This window comes from Rubritalea marina DSM 17716 (assembly GCF_000378105.1).
GTDB lineage: Bacteria > Verrucomicrobiota > Verrucomicrobiia > Verrucomicrobiales > Akkermansiaceae > Rubritalea > Rubritalea marina.
The window spans coordinates 16,403-29,003 of record NZ_KB899250.1; the positions used below are offsets into that span (position 1 = coordinate 16,403).

Here is a 12,601-nt window from a genome sequence, read left to right on the forward strand (position 1 = left end):
ACAATTATTAACAATACTCAACCCCTTTTATCTGATGACCAACAGCATTTTTTTATTTATCGCTTCTCACAATCAGCATACATCGCTCTATACAAGCCTCTGACTATGGAAATTGTAGCCGATACTACTGGAGCTAGACTCGACATCTTTCTCAACGAGAAAATAGATGACATGTCGCGCGCGCAGATCCAAACCCTCATCAAGTCAGGCAATGTCACAGTCAATGGCAAGGCCTGCAAAGCCAAGTATTCAGTCCAACACAACGACACCATCGCAGTCGACATCCCCGAGCCAGAGAACGAGGAAGTCGCAGCAGAGGACATCCCGGTAGAAATCCTCTTTGAAGACGAGCACCTCATCGTGCTCAACAAAGCCACTGGCATGGTCGTTCATCCAGCAGCGGGAAATAACTCCGGCACACTCGTGAATGCGCTATTACATCATTGCCACGGCAAGCTAGCGGCAGAAGGAGGAGAAGGCCGCCCAGGCATCGTTCATCGTCTAGACAAAGACACCTCGGGCTGCATCGTAGTGGCTAAATCTGACACAGCCCACCGCAGCCTCGTGGCACAATTCAAAGAACGCAGCACAAAAAAGCAATACCTCGCAGTGGTCAATGGCACACCACTCAAGGAAAATGACACGGTATTCACCCACATCGGACGCCATCCAGTGAACCGCTTGAAAATGGCAGTAGTCAATCCTGGCTCAGGAAAAACCGCCATCACAGACTACCAATGCCTCGGCCACGATGACCTCACCGATAGCTCGCTCATCCATTGTGACCTCCACACCGGCCGCACCCACCAAATACGCGTTCACATGCTCCACATCGGCTGCGCTATCCTCGACGATCCAATATACGCGAAGGTCAAACATCAGAAAACCAGCACTGGCCGCCTCATGCTCCACGCACGTCGTCTGAGCATCACGCACCCGGTCACCGAGGAGCGACTCACCTTCCGCGCCCCGATCCCCGAGGAATTCCATCCCTGGACAGATCGATTCTACACAGATCCCGTCGAGGCCTGATGCAAGGAGAGGCGCAGCACAAATTTTACCCTTCCACTCTGAGGATCAATCTCGTAAAAGCCTGCCATACCTATGCGCTTTATCCTCGTCAAGATTGCCCTTGCCCTCTTCTGTGCTCAGATCAGCACTCTGACACTGGCTGCCGATAGCACAGGCCCTGTACGCCCGGGCACTTTATTCCTCTCCGCCTACCAGACTGTTTCTGAAGCAAAGAAATGCGAGCAAGACCAGAAGTACAAGCAAGCGTGGGAAAACTACCACCAAGCACTCAAGTACTACCAATCTCTCGCAGCATCATTTCCTGCTTGGAAACCAGAACTCGTCCACCGTCGCATCGAGCTCACTAGCAAAGCCATCAAGGATGTAGAACCCAAAGCGCAGCAGGTAGTACTCGCTGAGAAGGCCAAGTTGCAGCACCTTATTACAGACGAAAATAGCTTCGCCCAGATCCCTGACCCCACAACCACCAATGTGCTACAGGACGAACAACTCTCCCAGCTCACCCGCATGAACCAACGCATCAATGCGCAGCAACAAGAGCTCAATCAACTTAAGAAAAAACACAGCCAAGAAGCCTCCCTCTACCAACAGAAAATTGTGGAGCTTCAGAAAAAACTCCAAGACAGCCAGCGAGGGCTCGGGATTGAAAGTAACCAAAGCCGACTGCTGAACCAAGAAATCGCCAAACTCCAACGCGAACTCAAACGCAGCCGAGAGCTCGGTAAAAATGACCAACAAAAGTTGCTCTCCACTATCGAAGAACTCCAACAAACTCGCACCAAACTCGCCACCGCACCACTCCGAGCCGATGTAGAAAAATTACGTCAAATCAAAGCTCAGCAAGAAAAAGAACTCAAATTCCTCGTCAATGCCCACCGCAATGCCACCAAAAAAATCGAACTAAAAACGATTGAAAACCAAAAACTGAGCAAAGAACTCGCCGAGACCAAACTCGAGCTAAAACTCAAAGTTCAGTCACTCGAGAGCGCAAAAACCAACACAGCCAACGTGGTCGCATCAATGCGCCAGGAAATCTCCAGCTTGAAGCGGAAACTCTCAAATGCCGAGAACACCATCGCCCGCCAGAAAGATGAAATTGCTGACCTCATCGACCGTGTCGCCCAATCAGAAATCCTCACTGACGAACTGCGTGAAGAACTCACCAACGTCACTGCCGAGCGTGACCAGCTCAGTAGTATGCTCAAACTAAGCGATGCAGACCGCGCCCAAGAACTCATGCGCGAAAACCTGCGACTCGGCCGCGAGCTCAGCACTGCAAAGCAGCACCTCAAACAACTCCACAGCGACAAAAATGTCGCCCTTGATCGCGTCACAGAAGCAGAAAACAGCCTGGCCATCGCCAAGCACCAGCTCATCCTCAAGCGCCAAGAAAACGCAGAGTTCCGCAAGCGAATCTCCCAACTAGAATCACGCCTAAAGCAAACGCAAGAACAACTCATCGCCAGCAACAACGCACCACAAGACGACCCCGCTGCGCGCGAAGAAGCAGAAATTCTCAAGAAAACAGTCAATCGCTTGATCGCGCAATCCTCACGACGCCGCCAAGCTGAACGCCTGCTATGGATGGAATACCAAAAGCTCGCACCAGCGAGTTCCTCCTTCACCAAAGAATACCTCGAAATCGCTGGCGAGGATATACAACTCACCGAGCGCGAGCGCCAAGTCGTGCTTGAGCACCAATCCGAAAGCACCCTGCGTAGCCCACTCACAGGATCCAATCGCTTTGACCAACAGATTGCCAAAGCTAAAGCCGATGAACGCATCTCCACCTTCCACACCATCGCCACCAAACTCGTCAGTAAAGGGCAGTTAGAATTTGCCCAAGACATCTACGATGAAGCCTACGACTCGATCCCTGACTTCAGTTTTCTCGTCAACCGCGGCGTCATCAGAATGCGCCTACAAAATTACAACGAAGCAGAGGAAATCTTTGAGCTTAGTACCTCGCAGCGCCCGCGCAATCCCTACAGCCACTTCATGCTAGGCATGACACGCTTCCACCTCGAAGACGACGACCTCGCCAGCAAGTCAATCGAACAAGCGATCACCCTCAAACCAGACTACAAAGAAGCAATCCTCTACCGTGGAATCATCGAAGGCAGAAACCATCGCTACCAAAGTGCCATCGAACACTTCAATAATGCGATCGAACTCGACCCCAACTTCGAAGCAGCACACTTCAACCTCTCGATCATCTACAACATGATGGGCAACAACAAACAGGCGATTAAAGCCTACAACAATGCCCTGAGAGCCGGACTCGCGCCGAACCAGAATTTTGAGAAAAAGATTGGCATCTAAGCCTCCCCCTCAAGTGGTTCGAACCACCACTCCGCAGTGGCTCTAGCATTTGATTGAATCACGCCACACCATTCTCCACTCGATCTCATTCTCCATGAAACACCTACTCTTGCTCTTCAGCTTCGTACTCACGGGCTATTGTTTGGCCACAGAAAAACCAAACATCATCTACATCAATGCCGATGACCTCGGAGTGATGGATGTCGCCTTCATGGGCGACACCCGCTACCACACTCCGAATCTAAGCCGACTAGCGAAGCAAGGAATGGTCTTCACGGAAGCCTATGCGCCCTCCGCCAACTGCGCTCCAAGCCGAGCCGCTTGCCTCAGCGGCCAAGCAGCGCCACGAACTGGCGTCTACACTGTGGGCACTTCCGAGCGCGGCAAAAAAGCAACACGCAAGTTGATCCCAACCCCAAACACCACGCACCTCGACAACGACTGCGTGACACTCGCCGACGAAATGAAGGCTGCTGGTTACCTCACCTGTCAGATTGGTAAGTGGCACGTGGGTAAAGACCCCGAGAAACAAGGAATCGACATCAACATTGCTGGCGCACACTGGGGCACCCCACCCGGAGGTTACTACCCACCATACAAAAATAAGCACCTCAAAGATGGCCCCGCTGATGAATACCTCACCGACCGCCTCACCAATGAAGCGATCCAATTTCTCACCAAGCACAAGGACCAAAGCTTCTTCCTCTACCTCCCCTATTACTCGGTCCACACCCCCATACAAGGTCGCCGAGATCTCCTAAAAAACTACCCAGAACTCAAAGGCGTGCAGCGCCAGTACGCGGCCATGGTAGAAGCACTCGATGAAAATATTGGTCGTTTACTCGACACCCTGGACACACTCAAACTTAGCGACAACACCCTCCTCGTCTTTAGCTCAGACAACGGAGGAATCACCAAATTCAGCAGCCAAGCACCACTACGCTCCGGCAAAGGCGCATACTATGAAGGTGGCATCCGCGTACCAGTCGTGATGCGCTGGCCAAATGAAATCCCAGCGAACACGACCTGCGATGTCCCCATCACCGGGCTAGACTTCTACCCAACAATGGTCCACGCAGTGGGTGGCACACCCAAACCCGGGAAGCCAATCGATGGCACCAACCTCATGCCATTAATGACCCAATCAGGATCCATCCCAAACCGGGCACTCTACTGGCACTTTCCTATTTATCTGGAAAAATATAGCGATGAAGATGGAGGGCGCGACCCCTTGTTCCGCACCCGCCCAGGATCCGTAATTCGTTATGGTAAATGGAAGATGCACCAATACTTTGAAGATGGTGGCATCGAACTCTACGACCTCAGTGCCGACCAAGGTGAAAGCAATAATCTGGCGCAACAAATGCCAGAAAAAACCGAAGAGTTGATGGGGATGCTTCAGAATTGGAGAAAAAAACTCCATGCTCCAATCCCTACAGAATTAAACCCCAGCTACGACCAGCGCACTGCGCCAAAAACCGCAAACTAACAGCTGTCCTTCGGCTGTCCTGTAGCATCCAGAAGAATGTTCAAAGCTCCCCCAGAAATATAAGCCTCCCGCACCAATGCCACCAGCGACACAGCCATCAACACCAACGCGATCCCAAACATTACCGCGCCCAGGCTTTGAAGCTGAAAAAGCATGACCCCCATCGAGCAAACACAGAGGAACAAGCTCAACGCACCACTCACCTGCATCCAACGAATCAAGATCAAGCGCTTGCGTAAGTTGGCAATCTGCGCAAGTAAATGATCGCTGCAGTGCTGCGGCGATTGAATCCAATCCGTGTGCAACTTGCGAATCAATGCCGAGAGAGCAAGAAAGCGATTGGTGTAACTCAGGAACAACAAGCTCACCGCCGGAAACAGTAAGGCGGGTGTGGAAATATCAATATCCATGGCGACGCCAGTATGGGCCAGTAGCCCCAGCAATGGCAAGCGCGATAGGCTCCAGCCTATTGCACACTCGGTCGCACTGGGATATGGCGCTCGGCAAAGTAATCCTTCGCTTCACCCACCGTGTGCTGGCCGAAGTGGAAGATACTCGCAGCAAGCACTGCGTCAGCCTTGCCACCCTCAAGAACATCCACCATGTGTTGCAGATTCCCTGCACCACCACTGGCAATAACTGGGATTCCTACAGCTTCGCTCACTGCGGCTGTGAGTTCGATATCGTAACCATCTTTGGTACCATCCGCATCCATTGAGGTCAGCAAAATCTCACCAGCACCGCGGTTGTAGATTTCCTTAGCCCACTCAACAGCGTCAATACCCATCGGTTTGCGACCACCGTGGGTGTAAATCCCCCACTTACCTGGCCCTTCTTTCTTCGCGTCAATTGCACACACAATACACTGACTTCCGAAAGCAACCGCACCTTCATCGATGAGACTCGGATTGAGAATGGCGGCGGTATTCACCCCCACTTTGTCAGCACCCGCCATCAGCATCTCACGCATGTCTTCTACTTTACGGATCCCACCACCAACAGTGAGCGGGATGAAACAATGTTCGGCCGTGCGCTTGACCACATCAACCATGGTATCACGACCATCCGAAGACGCCGTAATGTCCAAAAATACTAGCTCGTCTGCTTCTTGTTCGTTGTAAGCAATCGCACACTCCACAGGATCCCCAGCGTCACGGAGGTCCACAAAGTTGGTGCCTTTCACCACACGACCATTGGTCACATCCAAACAAGGTATAATTCGCTTTGCGAGCATGCAGCGACTAATAACCACTCAGCTAGAATCGTCAATCCGATATCACAAGCCCTTGAAGTTGCGGTAGGGTTTGTAGGTTCCCGTGGGAACCGCCACCTTCTTGGATTCCTTTTTCAAGCGACGGTACTTCTCGATGAATTTGCTAGGGTTTGCCCAGTTCGCATACGTGCGCCCAACCGAACTGCGGTGCATCCCAACCTTGAGGTTGTGCCTGATCTCAAAATGCAGATGGGCACGATACATCCCACGATTGTTTCCCATAGTAGCGATCTGCTGGCCGCGCTTCACCTTATCCCCCACCTTCACCAACATCTTACGGCAGTGCCCATAGAGTGCGTCGATGTAACGAATCTGCTTGGTCTCTGGGTCGCGATACGCATGACGCACAATCACCACACGCCCCCATCCAGCACGAATGTCGTAGGCAAATGCCACCACGCCATCCGCAATCGCATACAGCGGGTCATGCAGGTCAGTATCACCACCTCCACGACCATTCCAGTCTTCACCGAAATGCACGGGACTACGCAAGCGTAGGCCTCGCGCCTTGTAGTATCCCTCGGCATTTGGCTTTCCCACTGGGTAGTCAAAACCATCAGCAAGACGCACCTTCACCCCTGCCTCTGTAGGCTTCACCAGAAGTGTTAGAATGGCGACAAGTAAGATCCAAGGGCTGAGTGGATGGCGAGGTCGACCCATCAATTAGAAAAGTAGATCATCCCCGCAATACCAGCCACGAAACAATAATAGGCAAAGTATTCTAGTTTGCCTTTTTTCACAGCCCCCATCACCAGATAAATCGCTAGAAAGCCGACCACAGCCGCCGCCGCCGCCCCAGCTAAATATGCATTTGAGAAACATTCCTCCATCGCGGCGCCCACGGATCCAGTGGACTCCACCTTGTCTTTCATGGTAAAGACAAAGCCACCGAGAATTGCTGGAATCGACATCAAGAAAGAGAATTCAGCAGCCTTATCCGGCTTCACCCCAGCCACCAATCCAGCTGCAATGGTAGAGCCAGATCGTGAAATACCAGGAAGAATCGCAAACGCTTGGCCGATCCCCATCACCACAGAACTGCGCCAACCAGGCTCACCTTTGGTCGATTGAATCAAACGAGGCACAAACAAAATTCCACCAGTCACAATCAATAGCCCGGCCACCAAAACCGGATTCCCTGGCGCTGCTTCAAAGAAGTCCTTGAAAAGCAATGCAGCGATCACTGCTGGGACCGTCGCCAAGCCTAACATTAGAATCATCTTCCGCTCCGCAGCCATGCTCGGCGTGTACAGTGACTGCACCAACTTCCACAGACTCTTCCTAAAAAATAACAACACGCTCATAAGCGTTCCCAAGTGCAGCACAATCTCAAAAGCCAAGTCACCATGATGGCCTGAGCCCACCTCGCGAATCCCCAATAAATACTCAGTGAGCACGATGTGCCCGCTTGAACTAATCGGGAGGAATTCTGCCAATCCCTGCACTATCCCGACTACCACTGCCTTCCAAATCTCCATTGTTACAAATTGTTAGTTGGCTGATCATAAGGCAGAGACCCATATGAGCAACCTAAATCTATCACTACCCAACAGATATTACTCCCTGGATCACCTGAACAAAAAAAGAGCGCCCTGATTACTCAGGACGCTCCACGGATAGATAGTTTAACTAGTAAACGTTTGGCAGGGCTATACCCTACCGTGCGTTTTACCAGAGAAGCTGTGCACGAACGCGAACGCCGGATACTTCGTTCTTGTCGTCGCCTGCGCCGTTTTCAGCGTCAGCATTTTCGTAACCAACCATGAGCTTAACAGCCTTGGAAACGTGGTAGTTAACACCTACGAAGAGGGACTTGATTTCTGAGTCTTCACCTGAGATACCTACAACTGGAGCACGTCGGATGAGCTCGTCAGTGTCGATACCGAACTTGTCGTTCTTGAGGTATGCCCAACGTACAACTGGCTCCCACTTGTCGTAGCGGTATGAAGCACGGAGTGAGTAACCTTGTGAGTCACCTTCTTCGCCGAGGTCGCCGGAGAAGTACTCACCAAGAAGGTTTACGCCTGCGAACTTAGCATTTGCGTAACCAGTCCAAGCTGTAACTTTGTCACCTACAACGTCGTTTTCAGACTGGTAACCGTAGTCACCACCGAGTGTGAAGTTGTCGTTTGACCAACGAAGACGACCGAAACCAGCGAATGCATTGCTTGCGCTTGCAGTACCACCGAGACGGGAACCTTCACCTTGAGCTGCGTTTACGAATGACGCACCGTAAGAGAAACCTGCACCGAGCTTACCAGTGGAGTGGATACCTGTGTGACGAGCAGAGAAGTCGATGTCATCAGCGAAGAAGCGGTTAGCTGCGGAACGCTCGATTGTTGGAATCTTAGCTGAAGAAGAATTTTCTTCGAAACCGAATGGTACCTTGATGTAACCAAACTTGAGGTTTGCGTAGTCAGCCGCCTTGTAGCCGATGTATACTTTGTCGAAACCAAGCTCAGGAGCATCATCACCAGCAAGGGAGAGAACTGTCTCACCGTAGAAGCCGTTGGAAAGCTTTGCCTTAGCACCGAGGTAAACACGGCGGAAGTAGAAGTGGTTTGTGCTTGGTACTTTTTCACCATTGTCTTCTGCATCGAGTGCATCGTACTGGAGGTGAAGACGACCATTGAAGCGTACTTCAACTGTTTCTTTCTGCTTAGCCTTGAAGACTACGCCTGCTGCTTCTTGAACAGGAGCTACTTCACCTGCTAGTGCTGCGCCGGAAAGAGCAGCTGCACCGATCATTGTTGTTACTACTTTGTTATTCATAGTTATAAGTGTATATTTTTCACGAAGGAACGCTGGCATCACGCGCTGGCTAATTCGTTTCGTTGATCACACTTCTAGAACAATTTCGCATTTCAGGAATAAATTTAATGTGTTTATTCTGTCACATTACTCCAAGCCACACCATGAGTCGAAGGACCAGACACGTCCCGACTAAGAACGATAAAGGCCTAGTGCCTGCTTAAGGCAAGCAACCCCAAAGGAGAAGCGATTGTGCGTCGGTCGATCCGGCTGCATCAACTTCCATCCATATAGCTCACCTTCGTGTAACAATTTCTCTGTTGGGTGAACCATGATGTTGCGCTCACATAGCATCAACATCGGTAAATCAGCGTGACTATCAGAGTACCCAGAGCTATTCGGAAGCACATCTCCCTTACTCCAACCCTCCGGGAACAAGTGCTGCATGCGTTTGATTTTGACACCGCCTTTATTGTTAGAACCAATGATATCTGGGAAGAGACTGATGCGGCTACCGTAATCGACTCGGGTGCCGAAGTAATGATCCACCTCAAACTTTTCGGCAATGTATTTCACCCAAATTTCTGGGCTAGCAGAATTCAGAATCACCAATTGCCCGGCCTCTTTGTGTTTATCTAACTCGGCTTTGATTTCATCGTAGATGTCTGCAGGCTGCAGGGTGTCCACGAAGTCTCTAGCATAGCCATCTAACTTCTGGCTATCCATCCCTGCTAGATAATTGAGAAAGATGCGCTTCATGGTCTCTGGGCCAAGCCACTTCGCAAATGGCAGGAATGGGATGAACCCGAGGATATATAAAACGCGTAACGGTTCTTTACGGATGATATAATTACAGAAGAGCAACTGAGTATCCCAAGGAATCAATGTTTGATCTAAGTCAAACAGTGCATATCCGTTAGGGGACTCATACGAGCTCTCGGTTGCTAGTTCCGCAGAATTCACTGCATCACACTCTCTGACTTCGCATGGATTGGCAAGCGCCAAACTAAGCGTTTGATGGGCTTGGTTGATGAAGCGCTTGATACTAACATCCCTACACAGTTTCGCTTGGAAGCAACGAGTGCTTTACGAGATAGGAATGCATCGCAATACAACAGAGATGTTACTGCGAATGCTTTTTCGCTAATTCCCACATCGCTGCCACACTCGATCGAGATAGGCTTTTGCGAGTGGCACACAAGCCTACCACATAGGGTTCCAGTGAAGGCGCGTTTTCTAAAAGCTCTACCTCATCTCGAAACGGGCTACGATCCAGAACGAGCTGGGGAACCACGCCCACACCACAGCCCAAGCGCACCATGGCGATGATTCCCTCATTCCCTGAAACCTCAGTGATGCGAGCCGTATGCGCGCCGAGCTCGCGAAGGCATTGGTCTACCCTGCCCCGTGACACCCCACTCCGAGGTAGCACCAGTGGCAGCTTACCAATATCCGCTGGGGTTTCATAATGATCATCGAAGCCTGCGCCCCTCGGGCTGATGAAGACTAATTGAGTAGTTTGTAGGGGCAGGAAATCGACACGATCAGACAGCCTATCAGGTAGAGCCGCTACAGCCATGTCAATATCCCCAGCAAACAAAGCATCCAATGACTCTTCCGCTGCACCAGTCCTCAAATTAAGCCGCACTTTCGGAAATGCAGCTCGATACCCCTCAAGCAAGTCAGGCAATAGGCTGTAAACCGCCGTGACCGAAGCATAGATAGACAAGCGTCCTTCTACCGAAGCATCATCGACCAATTCACTACAGATTCCCTCCCATTCTTTCTGAGCCTTGTGTGCATAGGTGTAAAACTTCTCGCCCGCACTGGTGAGCTGGACCTGGCGAGTATCGCGGATGAACAAGGTCGTATTCAAAACGGCTTCCAAACGCTTAATGCTGCGAGTCAAAGCCGACGGACTAAGGTTACACAACTCACTCGCTCTGCCAAAATGCATCGTTTCTACCAGTGCAAGGAAATGTTTAATTTCGTGCTGATTCACAGTACCAAGAGGCTAAACCATAGCTTTAGCGCTCCACAAGATTAAGATTTGAACAAAGCTTTATGATGAAAATGATTGTCATCTGAAAGATGGCTCTTTATTTCAACTTACTAACTAAGTTGCCATGCCAAGAATTGTAATCATCGAACCGAACAAACAAGATCAGCCCTATAGTGTGAGCTTGGATACGAAACGACTAAGCATCGGCCGAGCTGCGGGATGCGACATCAAACTTGATGAACCGTCGATATCCAGCAACCACTGCAATTTTCTCCGAGTGCCCGGTGGCTACATTGTTGAGGACCTGGGATCCACCAATGGCCTCAAAGTCAATGGTGAACGATTCGACCGCATTGGTGTTGCCAGCAACGAGACCATCACACTTGGTCGTGAAGTCCACATTGATTTACAGTTCAGCGATGAGGAAGTCGCCTACCTTCAAAACGAAGGGCCAGCGCCACTATCCTCCTCCAATGAACTGCCACAAATGCCAAAGACGGCCCCTCTACCAGCACCTGAACCAGAGCTACCAGTGGCAGATCTCGCAGCCCCCACCCCCACTCAACAGGCTCCTGCATACCAAGCTCCCCCAGCCGCTGCACCGCCACATCAAGCTCCCGCTTACCAAGCGCCTCCAGCCGCTGCACCGCCACACCAGGCTCCCGCATACCAAGCGCCTCCGGCAGCTGCACCGCCACACCAGGCTCCCGCATACCAAGCGCCTCCGGCCGCTGCACCGCCACACCAGGCTCCTGCTTACCAAGCGCCTCCGGCCGCTGCACCGCCACACCAGGCTCCCACATACCAAGCACCTCCGGCCGCTGCACCAGCAGCAGCTAGACCTCAAGTCACGCCTCTACCTCCGAAAAAGGCAAACCCTTTGGCCAAACTGATCGGCTTTTGCGCCTGCACTGCGCTTGCGATCCTTGCACTCAGCGCCGGCTACCTCACCCGCTATTATCAAGACGAAATAGCTCCTGACAAAGAAGAAACGCAAAACAACAACGAGCGATAGGCCAAAGCCCCGCGCTCATCGCTTCTGTAGCCACTCCGCGCTAGCATAGCGCGCCTGCACCAATCCAGCCACAGCCATCCGCTCAGGCTGGATTTTTTGTGTCATCATGACGAGCTTGGGAGAAAGCTGCTGAGCAAAGCACCCTTGCCAGGCATCTCCTGCCGCCTGCACGCACCCTTGATGCAGCAGTCCGAAACGACCACGTTTCTGTCCAGCGCCTGCCACCTTGGCACCACTGTCACTCACCACATCCTGAGCGACTGGATTACGAAAGCAATCCCGCCCCCCAGTCGCCACACTCCCATCACAAAGTGACACTCGCTGCCCATTCAACGCCAGGCTACGCACCAAAGCCTGATGAATATCATAATAACTAGCATCACCACGCAGCGTCGCAAGATGATATGCTTTAGGCACGATCAAGGTGTAGGTCCCCCCCAGCCGATGGTCCACCATCCCCCCGCCAGTCCAGCGCCTCACAAAACCCACCTCATCATCAAACATCGCCTGTGCCTCCGCGAGCCTATCAAAATACCCCAGACTAACCGTAGGCGAATTCCAGCGGTAAAACCTCAACAATGGGCGCTCACGCTGCTGCGTGTAGAGAAGTTCATCCACGGCCATATTCTCAGCGCCACTGCGCGGGTCCAGATCCACCCAAACATCCAACACATCAAATAGGAACTCAGCCATTGACGATGATATTATTTGGATTTC

At 51.6% G+C, this 12,601-nt stretch carries 12 protein-coding genes; 4 read left to right on the forward strand and 8 right to left on the reverse strand.

The annotated features are described in order from the left end of the window. The first annotated feature begins 105 nt into the window (after positions 1-105). From F454_RS14065 to F454_RS0103770, 3 genes are all read left to right on the forward strand, one after another. On the forward strand, positions 106-1,032 hold the full coding sequence (locus F454_RS14065) for an RluA family pseudouridine synthase (protein WP_018969288.1): 927 nt from the start codon (positions 106-108) through the stop codon (positions 1,030-1,032). Between the two features lie 72 nt (positions 1,033-1,104). Then, positions 1,105-3,354 (forward strand): tetratricopeptide repeat protein, encoded by a 2,250-nt coding sequence (locus F454_RS0103765; protein WP_018969289.1) that lies wholly within the window; start codon positions 1,105-1,107, stop codon positions 3,352-3,354. A gap of 94 nt (positions 3,355-3,448) precedes the next feature. After that, positions 3,449-4,843, forward strand: coding sequence for a sulfatase (locus tag F454_RS0103770; protein ID WP_033367370.1), 1,395 nt, complete (start codon positions 3,449-3,451; stop codon positions 4,841-4,843). Here F454_RS0103770 and F454_RS0103775 read toward each other — a convergent pair. The 7 genes from F454_RS0103775 to ilvY all read right to left on the reverse strand — a co-directional run bounded on the left by F454_RS0103775 (position 4,840) and on the right by ilvY (position 10,869). Continuing rightward, on the reverse strand, positions 4,840-5,253 hold the full coding sequence (locus tag F454_RS0103775; RefSeq protein ID WP_018969291.1) for a DUF2721 domain-containing protein: 414 nt from the start codon (positions 5,251-5,253) through the stop codon (positions 4,840-4,842). The genes F454_RS0103770 and F454_RS0103775 overlap by 4 nt on opposite strands. 56 nt (positions 5,254-5,309) lie before the next feature. Continuing rightward, positions 5,310-6,077, reverse strand: coding sequence for an imidazole glycerol phosphate synthase subunit HisF (hisF, locus tag F454_RS0103780; protein WP_026292689.1), 768 nt, complete (start codon positions 6,075-6,077; stop codon positions 5,310-5,312). Between the two features lie 42 nt (positions 6,078-6,119). Next, entirely contained in the window at positions 6,120-6,776 is a 657-nt protein-coding gene (locus tag F454_RS14070; protein ID WP_018969293.1) for a murein hydrolase activator EnvC family protein, read from the reverse strand. Next, positions 6,776-7,594: an undecaprenyl-diphosphate phosphatase gene (locus F454_RS0103790; RefSeq protein ID WP_018969294.1), complete on the reverse strand. Its 819-nt coding sequence runs from the start codon at positions 7,592-7,594 to the stop codon at positions 6,776-6,778. Before F454_RS0103790 ends, F454_RS14070 begins: the two co-directional genes overlap by 1 nt. Positions 7,595-7,784: 190 nt before the next feature. After that, positions 7,785-8,888: a porin gene (locus tag F454_RS0103795; protein WP_169334310.1), complete on the reverse strand. Its 1,104-nt coding sequence runs from the start codon at positions 8,886-8,888 to the stop codon at positions 7,785-7,787. Positions 8,889-9,059: 171 nt separating this feature from the next. Continuing rightward, entirely contained in the window at positions 9,060-9,830 is a 771-nt protein-coding gene (locus F454_RS0103800; protein WP_240471536.1) for an HAD family hydrolase, read from the reverse strand. A 160-nt stretch (positions 9,831-9,990) separates the two neighbouring features. Beyond that, complete coding sequence (ilvY, locus tag F454_RS0103805) at positions 9,991-10,869, reverse strand: HTH-type transcriptional activator IlvY (protein WP_026292690.1); 879 nt, start codon at positions 10,867-10,869, stop codon at positions 9,991-9,993. Between the two features lie 124 nt (positions 10,870-10,993). Here ilvY and F454_RS15520 point away from each other — a divergent pair, with 124 nt between their 5' ends. After that, positions 10,994-11,884 (forward strand): FHA domain-containing protein, encoded by an 891-nt coding sequence (locus F454_RS15520; protein ID WP_018969298.1) that lies wholly within the window; start codon positions 10,994-10,996, stop codon positions 11,882-11,884. A gap of 15 nt (positions 11,885-11,899) precedes the next feature. Here the strand turns inward: F454_RS15520 and F454_RS14080 are convergent, their stop codons facing one another. Then, the gene (locus tag F454_RS14080) at positions 11,900-12,577 is read right to left on the reverse strand and encodes a lipoate--protein ligase family protein (RefSeq protein ID WP_018969299.1); all 678 of its coding nucleotides are present in this window, start codon (positions 12,575-12,577) and stop codon (positions 11,900-11,902) included. Positions 12,578-12,601: the final 24 nt, after the last annotated feature.